Source organism: Burkholderia gladioli (assembly GCF_000959725.1).
Classification (GTDB): domain Bacteria; phylum Pseudomonadota; class Gammaproteobacteria; order Burkholderiales; family Burkholderiaceae; genus Burkholderia; species Burkholderia gladioli.
Genome location: NZ_CP009320.1, coordinates 33,410 through 49,003 on the forward strand (window position 1 = coordinate 33,410; position 15,594 = coordinate 49,003).

The following is a 15,594-nucleotide window of genomic DNA, read 5'->3' on the forward strand; positions in this document are numbered from 1 at the left end:
AAAGTCGCCGTGCGCATGCGTCTTTCACCCGCTGACTACCGCGTCGGCAACCCCGGCGCGCGCACGCGCGTAAGTTGCGCAACAGGAGAGGTAATCATGGCTGGCCCTGATGCGAACGGCACGACGCTTGGTGGAATAGCCAGTGCCTTCGACAAATTGTTTAGTCGAATTCCGCAGGTTGCACACGATTTCGTGTTCAACAACTACGACAAGCTTGCGCACAGCGTGTATCCGGTCGTGCTGTCGTTGATGATCGCGTGGTGGGCCTGGCGTGTCCTCAAGATGTACAGCGGCCGCGTGCCGATGGACGGCAGCACCATTGTGGGGATGATGCTCGTCACGCTTTGGATCTTCTGGTGTCTCTCGTGGGGCGGCATGGGCTACCAGGTCTATTCGTTTTTCACGGAGCTCCGTGACGATACGATAACCGCCTTGCTCGGGTCGAAGGACGTTCATACCTACATTGCGAATCAGATCACTAGTTACGACACGGCGGCAGCTCAGCTGATGAATCAGTCGTGGACGAGTATCAGCATGATCGTGCTCGGGGCATTCTTGATGATCTTGAACACGCTAATTGTCGCGGTCGTGTTGTTGCTGAAGATTACTTCCGATCTGGGGCTTGCCATGACGATGGTGTTGTTTCCATTATTTGTGCCGTGCCTGGCATGGGAGCAAACGCGAGGTTATGGGATGAGTTGGGTGGGGGCGATGGTTAAGTTTGCGTTGGTCGGTATCTTGTTGATGGTGTCGCTCAAGATCAATTACGAATTCGTTGGCGATCTGATTACGCAGAACGGCAACTTCATCGAGAAAGTTTCGGATGCTGCGCTTGCTATCGCGCTTGAAATCTTCTCGCTGATCTTCGTTGCGTTTGGCCTGCGACCGCTTGCATCGGCGCTGGCATCGAGCGGTGCAGCCGGAAACGGCGTTGCAGGAGCGATCGGCGGGATGGCACTCGGAGCGGCGGGGCGTGCGCTTGGGACGGTGCTTGGTGTCGGCGGCGGTGCGTCGCCGGCGGCCCAAGCCGCTACTGCAATGCAGCAGATGGGCCGGTCGATGGAGTCGATGTCCAGGGATATCGAGGCGCTGAACAAGCACCTGGGCGTTGAGGGCGGCTCATCGCACGGCGCGCTTGGGCGTGAGCCGTCGAGTGCTGGTCAACCTGGTGGGTCGATGAGCAACGCCGTGACTCAGGAGGCTTCGTCGTGAAACGCGAAACCCTGACTCCCACGACAACCCGGTTGAGTTCTGGTCGAGCGCCGATCCGTGTTGGCGGAAGCGATGTGCCCGTTCAAGAGGCGGTGCGTCCGGTCCCGCCGGTACAACCGTTCGCTCGAACTGATGATGCACCCGAGCGTGCTGAAACAGGTGGTCGCCGAGCCGATCGTGAAGCAGCCCGTGCGGAGGTGTCGAGCAAGACGCCTGGCCGATTCGGCGCTCTGAAGAGAAAACAGGTGACGCCCGCGCCGGCGGACGGTAATGGTCCTCCGGTGGAGTCGTATCAGGCGATGCGCGTGTCGCGCGCTCGCGCATGGGTGCTGGCCATCGCAGCGTGGCCGATCGCTGGCCTATCTATTCTCGGGAACGTGATCCTGAGCGCGAACGCGAACTATGTACCGCCGGTCGTGCTCACCATCGGAGCTGACAATCACGTTCAGAAGAGCGAGATCGGTACGCCCGAGGTGATCCTATCCAAAGACGCCATCATCGACGGCGAGATCGCCCGTTACCTGACGGAGCGGTTTTCGCTTAACCGGGCGTTTCGCGACGACATGGTGCGTTATGTCGATTTGCACTCGACTCCCGACGTTGCAGCTGCATTCGATCACGAGATGGATGTCAACAATCGCGACAACCCGTACTACAAGCTACCTCAAGGCGTGAGTCGCAAAGTCAAAGATGTACGCGTGCGCGTGTTCGACCGCGATGCGAAGAAGGGAGAGGCAACGCTGGTGACGGTGGAAGACGGGTCGGGTGCCGACAACAAGCCAATCTATTGGCACGTTCGCTTTCAGTACGACGTGGTGAAGCAGGCTCTGTCACCAGCCGACCGCTACATCAACAGCACTGGCTTCGTGATGACGGCCTATCAACCGAATACCGAACCGGGGCCCAGCAGTCTGACCGCGGGCGAATGAAACGAGCGAATTAGATGAGGACTGACATGGTCAAAGATCGACCCATCATGAGAGCGGCGGTGGCGCGTGGGAATTTCCAGCGACTGGCTGCAGTCGCTTTGGTTGTGATCGGCATGCTGACGTCTAGTGCATCCGCCCAGGCGGCTGTTGTACCTCCTCCCGGCCAACAAGATCCCCGCGTACAGCGTGTGCCCTACGATCCTCAACAGGTCTACAGCGTTACGGGGGTGTATGGGTATGTGTCGCGCATTGATTTTCCACGCGGTGAAGTAGTACTCAAGCGCGTCCTCGGCGACACGCTTGGGTGGCAAGTGCGATATTTCAAGAATCACGTGTTCGCCAAACCGGTGCTGCCTAATGCAAAGACAAACCTGATGGTGACGACGACGCGTGGGGTTTATCAGTTTGATTTGACGAGCTCGACTGACCCGTCACGGCTGACTTACGCGCTTGATGTGATGTCATCCGACGAAGACGGCGACATGAACGGCGACGCGAGCGGTGCGATGGCGGGTGTGGGTGCCTCGACGGATGCCGGCGATGGATTCCAGCAGCCGCGCGTTGTGAACCAGGACTATCAAGCTGCAGGTGATGAGCGCAAGTTTGGCTTGCAGCGTGTGTTCGATGACGGTCAATTCACGTATTTCCTGTTTGTCGGAAATTATCCAAAGCCCGAGGTGTATTCGGTTGGTCCGGACGGCACGGAGTTGCTGTTGGATACGCGTCGTGAAGGGCCGTATTTGGTGGCCACACAATTATCCGATCGATTCACGGTGCGGGATGGCAGCCGCACGCTGTGCATTGCGCGTGGTTCGGTATTGACGAGTGCCCGTCAAGGTACGCCGGGAGCGCTGTAATGAGCGATTTGCAAGACGAAAATCAACCGGAACGACGAGACCACCCGCGCGAAGTGAATGCAGCCGAGCGGGATGACGTTCGAGCTGCGCGTGCACGCGAGCGCGCTGCTATGGGTGGCAGGATGATGTCGGGCGATCCCAAGCGGGTCCAGGCGCAGAGGATGTTGATTAGCGGCGCAGTGGTCGCGTTTATCTTCGGCGTGGGGCTGGTTTGGTTTCTCAAGCATTCAGCGCCTGCGCCAGTGGCGCCAGTGCAGAGCGCACCGAAGGTAGCGGAGCGTCCAAATTCACCCGGCCAGCTGAATCCGGAATTGCAGCAACAGGGTGCGGCGTCTACTCCTCGCATGACATCGGCTCCGATCAATGTGCAACCGGATAGTGATGCTGTGCGTGAAGCGCGGCGGCAGGCCGAAGACCGAGCGATGGCTGAAGAAAAGGCTCGGCTGTTAGCCGAGCAGCAAGCTGATCAGCGCCGAAAGTCCTCAGTCTTTGCTGACGATGCGAGCCTCGATGGCGACAAAGACAGCGGTGGGGTAGCGGGGGGAAGTGACGCCTCTAGTTCGTCAGCAACGGCTTCAGGCAGCAGTAGCGGAAGTGGGCGACCTGTTAACGATCCGAATTCAGCATTCCAGCGCGCGGTCGAAGGGCAGGGCGTAGAGGTGAACAAGGTGCAGAAGTTCACGAACCTCGCCTGCATGATCAAACCAGGGCGCGTTATCAATGGGTACTTGCGGCCGCGGGTGATTTCGGATCTGCCAGGCATGCTGACGATCGACGTTAGCCAGGACGTGTACGGCGAGAGTGGGCGGATTCCTCTTATGCCGTGGGGAACGACGATCACGGGGCGCGCGAACCCTGTGACGAAGGCTGGTCAAGAGCGCAATTTCATCGCATCGGCTGAAGCATATCTGCCGAACGGCGAACATATTGCGCTCGACTCAGGCGTGGCGGATCAGCTGGGCTCGGCCGGCATCGACGGCGACGTAGATCGTCATCTCGGGCAGGTGCTTGGCGTTGGTGCGGTGATGGCGTTGTTGGGCGCAGGGGCTGCAACTGGTGGCGTGAGCGCGAGTGATCAGAACAACTCTATATCGAATTATCGCCAGAGCGTGCAAAGTTCTCTCGCACAAGGTGCTCAACAGCAACTGAATGGTTACGCGAACATTCCACCGACCATCAAGAATGCTCAAGGGACACGCGTGCGGATCATCGTTGAAAAGGTATTGGATTTTTCGGAAACGTGCGCGAGTAAGCGTATTGCGTTGGAAGAATGATGAGCGCAAATAAATCCGGTAAGGGCTTCGTTCTGCAATGTCCAAAATCACTGCGCGCCGAGTTGGATGAGGCGCTTTTGGAACAGCTGCAGGCGCGGATGGTCGTTGACGTGACAGGTAAAGGCGAGCATCGCTTGCAGTTGGCAAGTGCACGTGTCGCGGACGTTGCAAGGCGTTGTTACGATGCAGGCCAGTGCTTGGAATCGAACGCGGTGCGAGCGGCCGGCGCCCGTGCTCGAGCCGAGCATTTGAAACGAGGGCGCTAATGTCGATCTTGCCTGCTTTCCTGAATCGGACCGCTGCCCTGAAACCATTCTTCGAGGACGACACGATAACCGAGATCGAGGTGAACGGTCCTAGCGACGTTTGGATCATGCGGCAAGGGTCACGTTATGCGACGCGTGCCGCTCTGACGCGCCCCTTGGCGACTGATACGTTGCATGACATCGCTGACCTGATCGCGCACCACTCGAAGCAACAAACGAGCGCGACGCATCCGTTGCTTGCTGCGACGATCCCAGCTGATTTGACCGGAGCCGAAGGCTGGGACTATCGATTCCAATATGTTCAGCCACCCGCGGTGCCAGCCGGCACGGTTTCGATAACGATTCGCAAGCCGTCCAGACTGGAATTCGACCTGGACTATTACGTGAAGTCTGGAGCCTTCAGCCGAATTAATGAACAGCTTCCTGAGCAAGAGGATGATGAGCGATTAGTTCGTGCAGCGTATGAGGGTAAGGACTGGCCTACCTTCTTCAAATTGATCATGAAGGCACGTAAGAACATCTTGGTTTCGGCCGCAACCAATACCGGCAAGTCAGCGTTCATCAACATGTTGATGACGCTTGCGAATCCTGATGAGCGAGTTGTGACCCTCGAAGACGCTCGGGAAATTCGCCTACAAAAGCAGATGAACGTTGTGAATTTGCTGTATTCGCGCGGTCAACAAGGCGTCGCGAAGGTAACGCCTGTCGAGTTGATGGAAGCGACGTTGCGGATGTCCCCAGACCGAGTGATTCCAGGCGAACTGCGCGGTGCCGAAGCCTACGTGGCGCTGGAGATGTTGAATTCCGGACACGACGGGTGGTTGTCTACGATTCATGCGAAAAGCCCAGCGCACATGTGGGACCGCCTCGCGCAGATGGTTATGCGTTTCGGTACACCGATGATGCGCGCCGAGATCATCGAATACGCGAAGGGGTTGATCGACGTGGTGATTCAGATGCATCGCTTTGATGATGGCCTGCGTGGTGTACGGGAGGTGTGGTATGCGAAGCACTAGTGGTAATCGTGTGCGTGCGAGCGTAGCCGCCGCGGGCGGGACGATGATCTTGTTTGCGATGTTCGGCTGGGCATGTGATGCGCTTGCAGGTGTGTTGATAAAGGCGCCGACGTCGGAACCGTTTGGCGAAGGTGGATTTTCGGCAATTGCCCAGGCGTGCGCTCCCGGCGTCCATCCGGAACTGATGGGCCGGATTGGACGGATCGAGAGCAGCGGCAATCCTTATGCGATCGGCGTGGTCGGGGGGCACCTGGTGCGGCAGCCGACGAACCGCGCCGAAGCACTCGCGACGGTGAAAGCCCTTAATGCTGGTGGCTGGAATTACAGCCTCGGCATCGTGCAGGTCAACGTGCATAACTTCGGCCGGTACGGGGTGCGTGCCGAGGACATGTTTGATCCGTGTCGCAACCTGAAAATCGGAGCCGCGATCCTGACGGAATGCTACTCGCGAGCCCGAGAAGCTGATCCAAGCAACGAGCAGCGCGCAGTGCATGCGGCGCTGTCTTGCTACTACTCGGGCGACTTGAAGTCAGGGCGTGATTACGCGCTGAAGGTTTCGGCCGCCGCGCCGATCGATTCGATACGCGTGCCGGATGCGATTGGGATTGTGTCGGATGGTGTTGCACCCCGCGCATCGTCTCGCGGCGCCCGTTCATCCGGGCGGACGCTGGCAGAGCGGCGGGTATTGAGCGCTGCCGATGACTGGTTCGATGGTGGCGACGATGAGACTCGCTCCTCGCCGAACGTGCGTCGACGTCAAGTGAGCGTGGCTGATCAAGACGGACGGTTGGCGAACTCGTCGGCGGGCGAAACGAGTTTGGGCAGTACCGTCCGAGTACGCAAATTGGATGACAGCGCGGCATCGGCCGCGAGGGAGAGCGGCGATGACTGATGCGCCTGAATGCCGGAAAGCGTGGCGGAAGATGCTGTTCTGGTTGATCGTGGTGACTGGCCTCGGCGTGACCCTCGTACCGATGCTTCGCAACCAATCGCCGCTCGGGGGATTGTTCCTGACCTTCGCGATGATCGCCGGTGGCGGATTGATCGCGCACGCTGCGCCGCGCACCTCGCCGCTCTTGGGCCTTCTGTTGCTGCCGGTGTGGTTTGTTGGCGGGGCAATTGCCGCGCCGTTCATTTTCGCGAATGCGCTTGGCGATTGGCGACTGATTCGCCGCCAGCGAAACAATGGAGTGTGGAAATGAAAGTCTCTTTCGATCCGGACGTCGCGATGCTATTGCGCCGCGTGGCGCCGGCAGGCGTCGTGTGGGTTTTACTTGCCCTACCATCGCAGTCCGTTTATGCGGACGACTACCCGTGCCGAGTGGCCTTGTGTGTGCCGTCGCCGACGAACCCTTGGAGTATCGCGGCGTGTGTCCCGGCGCTCGAGCGTTTGTTCGACGACCTGGCCCACGGACGCGGATGGCCGACGTGCGAAGGCTCGGGCGTCAGCATGAACTACGTGAATACACCATTTGACCCGTGCCAGGGCGGTTTGAATGAGGCGGGTCCGGGCGCGTGGGTGATCGAAGGCAAGAAGCAACCGAATCACCCGACGTGGTTCTACACCGATCCAGCGTCCTACGGAATTTCGCCGTCAGCGTCTCCGCAGCAATCTGCGGGTGGAGACGCAGTAGCGAACGCCTCTCTTGCGTGTGTTGGCAAGTTGATGGGTACGTACCGCACATATGTTGGCCAGTACAACAGAGACTACCAAGAAGTCAATGTGGCCGTGTACGACCAGATTGTGTGGCAAAAACCACAATCGCCGTGGGCGATCGATGTATATCAGAACGGCCAGTTTTCGCGTCGCGTTCACTGGAAATAGTAATGATGGTCTGTGACGCAGGGGACCGTTAATGATCCATGTCCACGGTATTCGTATGCGTTGGTCGTGTGGCGTCGTCGCGGCTGCATTGTTTTCCATTGCTATTCAACCGGCGAGCGCGGCTGACGTATTTGATTGGGCGGTTCCGGTTGCGAAATTCGATGCGCAGCGAATGCAATCGGTAGGCGTAACGTCGGATGGATACGGCTCGTGTCGGGTCGATGTCGGCTTTGCTCCGGATGGCGCGGCCGCGCGACTTGTTGTTGCTGCGATCGATAGCGCGCGCGCATCGGTGAAGGTGGCCGCCTACGCGTTCACGTCTACCGAGATCGCGCGTCGACTGGTGGCAGCCCAGGCGCGCGGCGTGAAGGTCGACATGCTGGTTGACGCGAAGGAAACGCGGGATTTGAGCGCGCGTGGCTACGCGAATAGCGCGATGCGAATGGTGTTGCAGGCAGGAATCCCGGTGCGCGCCGTGTCGGCTTACAAAACGAGTCACGACAAATTCTTGGTGGTGGACAACGAGTCAATCGAGACCGGCAGCTTCAATTACACCAGTGCCGCAACCAAGAATTCCGAGAACGCGCTGTGGATTGAGTCGTGCCCGTCTATCGCCCATGCGTTCATGCGGCATTGGCAGTCTCGATGGGATCAGGGGGTGGCACTAGGGCGTGCGGACTATTGAGGAAGAAGCTATGGAGCAAGGCTTGATGGAGGAGGGGAAGTGTCCTCGTTTGGCTCGTCGCTTGCTTCGCTATGGAGTGAAGCTCGCAATGGTTTACGGGATTGCTCGCGTAATTCCACTTGTTGTGTTGGTAGCAGATCAAGGTGGATTTGGAGGGCAGGCGCGATGCGCGATTGCGGTTATCTGGATCGTGCTTTTGTTCGTTGCTGCGCGCATCGTGCGGTGTGCGTGGAATGAAATCAGTGAGGCCTGTGAATCGCGGTTGACGAAGTTTTTGCGAAAGGTGATGGGAAATAACAAGCCGCGAAAGGTTTCGGGCCAATCGGCGGGTGGTGCGCCAGTGAGGTAACCCCACCGTATGCAACAACGGTGGCAAGGCCGTGAATCAACAATCTGAATGGAGATTTTCATGTTTGAAAACACAGTGCTTCGGATGTCGAATCAGCAACGCCAACAGCAACTTGCCGAAGACGAACAACGGCTTCGCGATCGCAAGGCAGAGATCGTCGTGCGGCAGCGCAATCTTACGCATCGGCTGGAGCAAGCCAAGCTCGATCCTCGCGGTGTCAAGACGGCGATGGAAGTTGAGTCTGCGGCGCGGGAGCAGGACAAGGAGCTCGATGAGAAAACGCGCAAGATCCAGCAAACCTTCGGCCTGAATGCGGCCGACAAGATTGATACGCCGCAGATGCGCGCGGCGCTGGAGTCCGCCCTTGCCGAGAAGGAAGTGGAGCTGAAGGAGCGCGCGCAGCGTGTGCAGGATCGTGCGGCCATGCTGGCGGGCTTACAGCAACTTGCGATGCTCGACGCGAAACGCACGGCTGAACTTCTGCGCGATTTCAGTGATCGGCCCGCGTTGAATCGGCAGCCCGAGGAAGTCACGGCGCTTTTCAAGGGGGCGATCGATCGGAGAGAGAACGGCACCGGCCGCTCGTATCCGAAATCGTTGGACGGCTGGGCTGAGTCGATCGCCGATCGAACACGGGAACTGGACGCAGCGGAGCGGAAGCTCGAGGCAAGCGAGAAGGCACTGCTGCGACAGGTCGAGCAGGCGATCGAAAGAGCCGAACGTCAGGTCGTGACTCCTTCCGAGCAAGCCGTAACGATTGCGCGCGAGGTCGAAGCAGCGCGCGTTGCAGCGGAGAAGGTCGCGCAGGCGGTGCCGTCGCTAGGCGCCGTGGAGCAAGCGACGCAAGCTGATCGGACCGGACCGGAGGCCGGCAATGCCCCGGCTGGCCTATCTCGCGACACTTCTCTCGCCGGCAAAGACCAGGTCGATTTGTCGCCACAGGCGCTGACGCCTGAGCGCTTCGAGGCGACCGTGAAGGCGTATGCCGCGGCGACCGGCATAGATATCGCAATGGCGACGGAAACGCTCCAAGGAATTCGCGAAGCGCGTGACGAAGTGGCGATCCGTGAGGCTCGGGAGAAGTTCTTCGTGCGTGGAACCGAGAGAGAGACCCCGGTGGCCGACAGTAAAGCTGCTGGCGCGGAGCGGCCGGATGCCGGCAACGCGATGCGCGGAACGGTTGTCGCGGCCGCTGACTTGTTCAACAAGGCGAGCGTGAGGGATTCGAAAGCGATCGTCGAGGCCGGGGAGGCGGCGCAGCGGGCAACACAAAAGACCGTCGGGCAGACGCAGGAAGCGAAGACAACCAAGCAGCGGCGAGCGCCACAAAGGAAAGCAGCCGAGCAGAAAGCGCCGGCGGTTGAGAAGGATGGTAAGGCCGCCGACGGTAGTGCGAAGGTCCAGAAGATGCAGCGCAAATCGCATCAAGCGATGACACCTGCAGAGCGAGTTGCACGACGTGAAGAGTTCTTCAGCAACCTTAACGAGCAGGCGGGGCTCACGCGAGACGGGAAGGAGATCCAGCAGGAGCGTGGCCGTTCGACTGGGCGTGCCGCGAAAGGGGACGGCTACGGTATCGGGTGATATCGGATCGACGTGACGACCATCGATGACGCGGTGGGCGTCACGCCAGGTATCGGTCTGAGCTTTTTCGCGCTAACCGTCTCAAGGATTGATCATGCAGAAGCACGAAGTCGTAATGATGCAGTGGGTGGCGGCCGTCGTAGCGCTGGTGCTCGGTCTGCTGCTGTCGTTTACGATCGCCGGCTATCCGCCGTTGCCGTTTCCGGCTGGAATCGTGCATGGTGCGATGGCGGCGTTCGCGAATCCGTTGATACTTTGGGGATTGATCCCCGGTGCTTTGTTGGCCATTGCCCTGTGTTTGGCTTGCCGCGAATATCTGTTCAGCGGCTTCGAGGGCTATCGGTACGAGAAGTACATCCGCGGCACGAAGATGGAGAACCGGCACCAGCTGAACGGCCGAATCCATCAGTACAACAACAAGTATCGTCGGCGCGCGAAGCCGCCGCACGATTACCCGCGGCCGCCGGTGTCGGTTGCCGGCATCGAGTTTCCAACCGATCTGGAAACGCAGGGCATCATCCTCGTCGGCTCGCCCGGTACCGGCAAGAGCCAGGCTATCCAGGGGCTCGTTGCGGCCGCGTTCAATCGGGAAGACCGGATGGTGGTGGTCGACCCGAACGGCACGCTGTGTTCACGCTTTTACTTGCCGGGCGATCACATCATCAATCCCTACGATGAACGCTGCATCGGCTGGTCTCTCTTCAACGAAGTGGCGGAAGGGTATGACTTCGAGCGCCTCTCACGCTCGGCGATTCCGCCGCAAAAGGGCGATCACGAAGAGTGGGCGGGGTTTGCGCGCGACGTGCTGGCCGACACAATGAAGAAGATGCAGATGAATGGATTGCGCGACGTCGACGTGTTGATCGATCTGTTGGTGCGCCGCGATCGTCGGTTGCTTCAGGCGTATTTGCGCGATACGGACTCGGCGGGCTTCTTCGCGAAGGACGCAGATCGTGCCACGGCCAGCATCATTTTCACGCTGAACAAATACATCCGGCCGCTGCGTCGCATCCCGGAAGGCGATTTTTCGATTCGCCAATGGATGTCTGACGAAGACGGCGGAAACATCTGGATCACGTGGCGCGAGGATCAACGCATGGCGCTCGAGCCCACCATTCCGATCTGGCTGGATCTCGTGTACGCAATGATTCTGTCGGAAGCGCCGACCTTCAACCGGCGCCTCTGGGTGTTCAAGGACGAACTGGCGTCGATCGGCCGACTGAACAGCTTCCAGGGCGCGATGCAGAAGGGCCGGAAGCACGGTTTGTGCGATGTGGGTGGCATTCAGGGTTTCGTTCAACTCGACCAGATGCTGGGCATCGAGGGTGCGAAGGACGTGCTCGACTGTTACCGCAGCATGTTGGTTCTTGGTGGCGCGAACGCAGAGGCGACGGAACGTGCCTCGGTGATGCTCGGCAAGCACGAAGTCGAGCGGCATCCGCTGCCGGTGCAGGGCGGTTGGCGGACCAACCAGCGTGAACGGCGTCACGAATCGGAGCAGATCGTGATCGCCTCCGAGATCTCGACGCTGCCGGACCTGCAAGGCTATTTGAAGTACGGGAAGGACTGGCCCGTGACCAAGGTCAAGATGAAGGTGCGCAATTTTCCCGAGCGCGTCGAGCCGTTCATCGAACGTTCGCGCATGGAAGAGATGCGGCTCGTCGACGAACGAGGCGTCGAGTACGAAATCGTGGACGACGAGCCAGAAGACGACGTTGCGCCGGTGGATACCGAAGATGGTGACGGAATCGATACGGATACGGTGGGCGTCGCGCATGCCGGCGAAGTCGCCGTAACGAATACGGCCGAGCCGCAGGCGCCGGGACGTGGCGCGTAACGCGCATCAGGAGAAATCATGCAGGAATTTCAATTCGACGACGTGATCGTGTCGGCCGACGCCGACGATCTACAGGCATATCTTCAGGATGTGCACGGCGGGGCCGAACGGCCGCTGTGCCTGTGCCAGCCGGAAGGCGTGCCGATGTACGTGGCGAAGGTCGGCGCGCGCTACGTGATCAAGCGCATGCCGAGCACGGGTGGTCACCACACCCCGGACTGCGCATCCTACGAGCCGCCGGCGGAGCTGTCCGGCTTCGGCGAAGTCAAGGATCGTGCGATCCAGGAAGACGAGACGACCGGCACCACGACGTTGCGCCTCGACTTCAGCCTGACAAAAATGGGCAAGCGCGCGGCAACGCCGTCGGCCGGCACCGAACACGATACGGTGCGCACCGATGGTGCGAAGCTGACGCTGCGCGGCTTGTTGCATTACCTGTGGGACCAGGCGGCGTTGAATCGTTGGACGCCGGGGATGGAAGGCAAGCGCAACTGGTACGTTATCCGAAAGTATTTGCTGCACGCCGCGCTCGGTAAGAAGGCGAAGGACATGGCGCTGGCCGAGCAGCTGTATATCCCGGAGGTGTTCGCGGTCGAGCGCGAGGCCGAGATCACGCAGCGGCGCGTGGCGCGGCTCGCGACGCTGGTGTCGGGCGACAACAAGGCGCGCAAGCTGATGATCGCGATCGGCGAGGTGAAGGAGATCGGCCCGTCGCGATACGGGTTCAAGCTGGTGGCGAAGCACCTGCCGAGCTTCCCGTTCATGATCGACGAAGAGCTGCACAAGAAGCTGGACAAGCGCTTTGGCGACGAGCTGGCGCTCTGGAACGGCGTGGAAGGCGCGCACCTGGTGTTCATCGGAACGTTCTGGCTCACGCGCGCAGGGTATGCGACGCTCGAAACGCTGTCGCTGATGGTGACGACCGCGAATTGGATTCCGATCGAGCACGGCTTCGACGTGATGCTGCTCGACACGCTTGCGGCACAGAAGCGCAAGTACCTGAAGGGTTTGCGCTACAACCTGGCGCGCAACAAGCCGCTGGCCAGCGCCGTGCTGACGGATACGTCGCCGCCCACGGCGCTGTATCTGGATCTGCCGGTCGACAGCGACGAAGATCCGGTCGCGCAGACGATTGAGCACGTGATCGAAGCGAGCGAGTTGCCGTCGTGGATCTGGCCGGTGCTGGAAGCGATGCCGCCGCTGCCGGCACCGAGCGCATCGGCACACCCGATGCGCCGGCCGGCCGCGTCTCCGGCACTGCCGTCGCCGTCACGATACGAGCGGCCGGATGATGAAGCGGGCTATGGGGAGTCGGCGTGGTGATCAATCAGCGCGACGCATTCACCGTTGGGATGACGGCGGCCGGCGTGACGCGTAGCCGTCACGTCGTCAATTCGGCGCAATTCGAATGGTGAGCGGGGAAAAGATGCGAAATTTCACCGTTCACGCTTCCGTAACATCGGGCGAGCGGCTAGAATCTGACAAATTTGCGTCCGTTTGTTCGGACCTGGAGAAAGTACTTGAAGAACGAACCGTAAAACCGTTCGCACAAAAGAAAAACCCCCGTCTGCAAACGGGGGCTTGTTCTTGATGACGCGCAACAGAGTGAAGGTCGCGGGGCATCGAATTACGTCAGAGGTGTCGTGATTCTAGCCCATCGAAACTCTCTGTCAAGCGTCGTCTGTCCGAACTCGTCTCTAAAAAATGGGCGACAGATGATTCCAATGGCTACTGGCTGGCACATTGGGCGTTTTGCATACCAAAACGCCCCACGTTTTATCCTTTTAAATCAGCGTGTTAACCCGAGATGTGGCGGATTTTTTACGAATCCCGGTCATGCCTCGCCTAGCCGGTTGACGGCTGACACCAGCCAAAACTTTTTCCGGCCGCCGGCCGGATCGGAGCGCGGACCCGCTTAAGGCCGCGCCGTGGAATACCCCCTCGCCGCATCGCTGCCGCCTGATCCATTCGGTCAGGCAGGCACGGTCGCGCACGCGCACGTTGACGCCGCCGCGCCGGAACAGGATCTGTTCGGCGGCTTTGTCGCGGCCGCGCTCGACGCGCACGCTGCGCTGCGCGCGCAAGGCGCAGGACTGAAGGGGGCACCGAAGCCGGCGGCTGCGCTGCCGGAGCGGATCTGGCCAGAAGACATCCCACAACCAGCGCCGGCGAGCGCGCCGAAGCTACTGCGCGAGCTGAAGGTGCGGCTCGGCCGCTACCTTGACACACCGCAAGCGTGGTTGCCCAGGTTGAACATCGCGAACGGTAGCGCGCGCCAGCAGCGCAGCGAGCGCCGCGTGGCGTGCGTGCAGCTGATGCGTGCGCTGGTGAAGTTCTGCGACCTCGTGACGCTGCGCGTCGCGGTGCCGGGCAAGGATGGCTGGATCGACTTCACGCTGCCGTACCTGGCGGAACAGGCGGGTTTGTCGCTGCGTCGCGCCGAGCGCGCGTTGCGCGATCTGATCCGCGCCCGCCTGATCAAGAGCCGCCCGCAGTGCGAAGTGCAGGAAAGTGAGCAGGGCGTGCGCTATCGTGGCTTCGCCGCAATCAAATACCTGACGCCGGCGCTGTTCGAACAGTTCGGCCTCGGCAAGTGGCTGAATCACGAGCGCACACGCGCACACCTGCGCGCGCAGCGTCGGCGCGACGTGCAACGCAAGCGCGATCGCAAGGGCGACGCCGCGGCCGCGCAGCTGGCCGAGCAGCTTGGCGATAAACTCAAAGAGATCCAGTCGAGGACGAAGCGCCGGCCGCAGCCGGCCGACGTCGACCGCCAGGCCGAGCTCGAGCGCGCGATTCAGCTGCGCATGGGCGAGCTGAAGATGCAATATCCCGACTGGGATCGCGACCGGTGCTACCGAGTCGCGCGACAGCAGCTGGTGCCGCCCGGCGACTAGGCAAACCTCCCCCATAGACGTGCACCTATCGCGCAAGCGAGGGGGGCGCTCGTCCGTGCACAGAATTCCGAGCGATTTCTCTTCGCTGCGCGCGTGATTTTGCGTCGCTGGCCATGGTTTTGCCCCGCCGTCGCGCCGTCGACCATCAAGGATGTGTGGATAACTTAAATTAATTGTCGGGCCGGATCGCATTTAATTGTCGGGACTTAACCAGAAGCTTTCTCTGACTAGAAGCAACTCCACCGGCGGCTGTGCCGCCGTGTCACGCGGGCTACGCCCGCTTGCATGAATAACCCCCGTGGACCACCACCGACACCCTCCGGCTGGCACTAAGCCGCTGACGGCCTACGGCCGCCATCGGCCAAGTGCGCGGAAATCACGCGCGGCCGACAAGTCGGCCGCCCGCTCACCGCGCTCGCTCCGCTCGCCAGTCGCCTGAACCGACATCGAGCACGACCCGCCCACTTGTCTACAGGAAGGGGGCCTTGATACTGTATGGATGTACAGCCATTCCGTGAGGACATCATGCGCCCTACAACCGACGAAGACACCAACCACGCTTTTGTATTCCCGGGCTGGGAACGGCTGATGACGGATCTCGCGGCCGTGGCCGCGAGCCTGATTGATGAGCACCGGCAGAGCTACGCCGGGCGACCGCTGACCTGGCGCATGCTGCACGACCTTGAAAACCGTGCGATCGCGCAGCTGAAGACGTCGCGCAAACACGCCCCGACGCTGTTGCACCTGATCCGGAACGATCCCGGCGTGTTTGCCTATCCTGTTTCCGACGCGCCAGCCGATGGCGCGATGCCGGTCGTGATGGCCGAACTCTGGTCGGCCTGGCGGCGGTTGCACTGATCGCT

General features: G+C 60.5%; 15 protein-coding genes. All 15 read left to right on the forward strand.

Features of this window, described 5'->3' with window-relative positions; translation table 11 throughout:
• The first annotated feature begins 96 nt into the window (after nt 1-96).
• The 15 genes from BM43_RS00285 (at nt 97) to BM43_RS00340 (ending at nt 15,589) form a co-directional block, all read left to right on the forward strand.
• Nucleotides 97-1,212 (forward strand): TrbL/VirB6 family protein, encoded by a 1,116-nt coding sequence (locus BM43_RS00285; protein ID WP_036057785.1) that lies wholly within the window; start codon nt 97-99, stop codon nt 1,210-1,212.
• On the forward strand, nt 1,209-2,141 hold the full coding sequence (locus BM43_RS00290; RefSeq protein WP_230676485.1) for a VirB8 family type IV secretion system protein: 933 nt from the start codon (nt 1,209-1,211) through the stop codon (nt 2,139-2,141). The genes BM43_RS00285 and BM43_RS00290 overlap by 4 nt, the downstream gene beginning before the upstream one ends.
• A gap of 26 nt (nt 2,142-2,167) precedes the next feature.
• Complete coding sequence (locus BM43_RS37800; RefSeq protein ID WP_158380915.1) at nt 2,168-2,998, forward strand: TrbG/VirB9 family P-type conjugative transfer protein; 831 nt, start codon at nt 2,168-2,170, stop codon at nt 2,996-2,998.
• Nucleotides 2,998-4,272 (forward strand): TrbI/VirB10 family protein, encoded by a 1,275-nt coding sequence (locus BM43_RS37975; RefSeq protein WP_080752324.1) that lies wholly within the window; start codon nt 2,998-3,000, stop codon nt 4,270-4,272. Before BM43_RS37800 ends, BM43_RS37975 begins: the two co-directional genes overlap by 1 nt.
• The gene (locus BM43_RS39940; RefSeq protein WP_144417596.1) at nt 4,272-4,538 is read left to right on the forward strand and encodes a hypothetical protein; all 267 of its coding nucleotides are present in this window, start codon (nt 4,272-4,274) and stop codon (nt 4,536-4,538) included. The genes BM43_RS37975 and BM43_RS39940 overlap by 1 nt, the downstream gene beginning before the upstream one ends.
• On the forward strand, nt 4,538-5,554 hold the full coding sequence (gene virB11, locus BM43_RS00305) for a P-type DNA transfer ATPase VirB11 (RefSeq protein ID WP_045577409.1): 1,017 nt from the start codon (nt 4,538-4,540) through the stop codon (nt 5,552-5,554). The genes BM43_RS39940 and virB11 overlap by 1 nt, the downstream gene beginning before the upstream one ends.
• 58 nt (nt 5,555-5,612) lie before the next feature.
• The gene (locus tag BM43_RS37980; protein WP_080752329.1) at nt 5,613-6,446 is read left to right on the forward strand and encodes a lytic transglycosylase domain-containing protein; all 834 of its coding nucleotides are present in this window, start codon (nt 5,613-5,615) and stop codon (nt 6,444-6,446) included.
• The gene (locus tag BM43_RS00310) at nt 6,439-6,756 is read left to right on the forward strand and encodes a hypothetical protein (protein ID WP_144417597.1); all 318 of its coding nucleotides are present in this window, start codon (nt 6,439-6,441) and stop codon (nt 6,754-6,756) included. Before BM43_RS37980 ends, BM43_RS00310 begins: the two co-directional genes overlap by 8 nt.
• Nucleotides 6,753-7,379 carry a hypothetical protein gene (locus BM43_RS39945; protein ID WP_144417598.1) on the forward strand — a complete coding sequence of 209 codons (627 nt, stop codon included), beginning with the start codon at nt 6,753-6,755 and terminating at the stop codon, nt 7,377-7,379. Before BM43_RS00310 ends, BM43_RS39945 begins: the two co-directional genes overlap by 4 nt.
• Before the next feature lie 31 nt (nt 7,380-7,410).
• Complete coding sequence (locus BM43_RS00315; RefSeq protein ID WP_230676486.1) at nt 7,411-8,064, forward strand: phospholipase D family nuclease; 654 nt, start codon at nt 7,411-7,413, stop codon at nt 8,062-8,064.
• Nucleotides 8,065-8,473: 409 nt separating this feature from the next.
• The gene (locus BM43_RS00320; protein WP_036057790.1) at nt 8,474-9,997 is read left to right on the forward strand and encodes a coiled-coil domain-containing protein; all 1,524 of its coding nucleotides are present in this window, start codon (nt 8,474-8,476) and stop codon (nt 9,995-9,997) included.
• Between the two features lie 94 nt (nt 9,998-10,091).
• Nucleotides 10,092-11,834, forward strand: coding sequence for a type IV secretion system DNA-binding domain-containing protein (locus BM43_RS00325; protein ID WP_080752325.1), 1,743 nt, complete (start codon nt 10,092-10,094; stop codon nt 11,832-11,834).
• An 18-nt stretch (nt 11,835-11,852) separates the two neighbouring features.
• The gene (locus tag BM43_RS00330; RefSeq protein WP_036057792.1) at nt 11,853-13,157 is read left to right on the forward strand and encodes a DUF1173 domain-containing protein; all 1,305 of its coding nucleotides are present in this window, start codon (nt 11,853-11,855) and stop codon (nt 13,155-13,157) included.
• Nucleotides 13,158-13,762: 605 nt separating this feature from the next.
• Entirely contained in the window at nt 13,763-14,731 is a 969-nt protein-coding gene (locus BM43_RS00335; protein WP_230676487.1) for a Crp/Fnr family transcriptional regulator, read from the forward strand.
• A gap of 495 nt (nt 14,732-15,226) precedes the next feature.
• The gene (locus BM43_RS00340) at nt 15,227-15,589 is read left to right on the forward strand and encodes a DUF2471 family protein (protein ID WP_120513454.1); all 363 of its coding nucleotides are present in this window, start codon (nt 15,227-15,229) and stop codon (nt 15,587-15,589) included.
• Nucleotides 15,590-15,594: the final 5 nt, after the last annotated feature.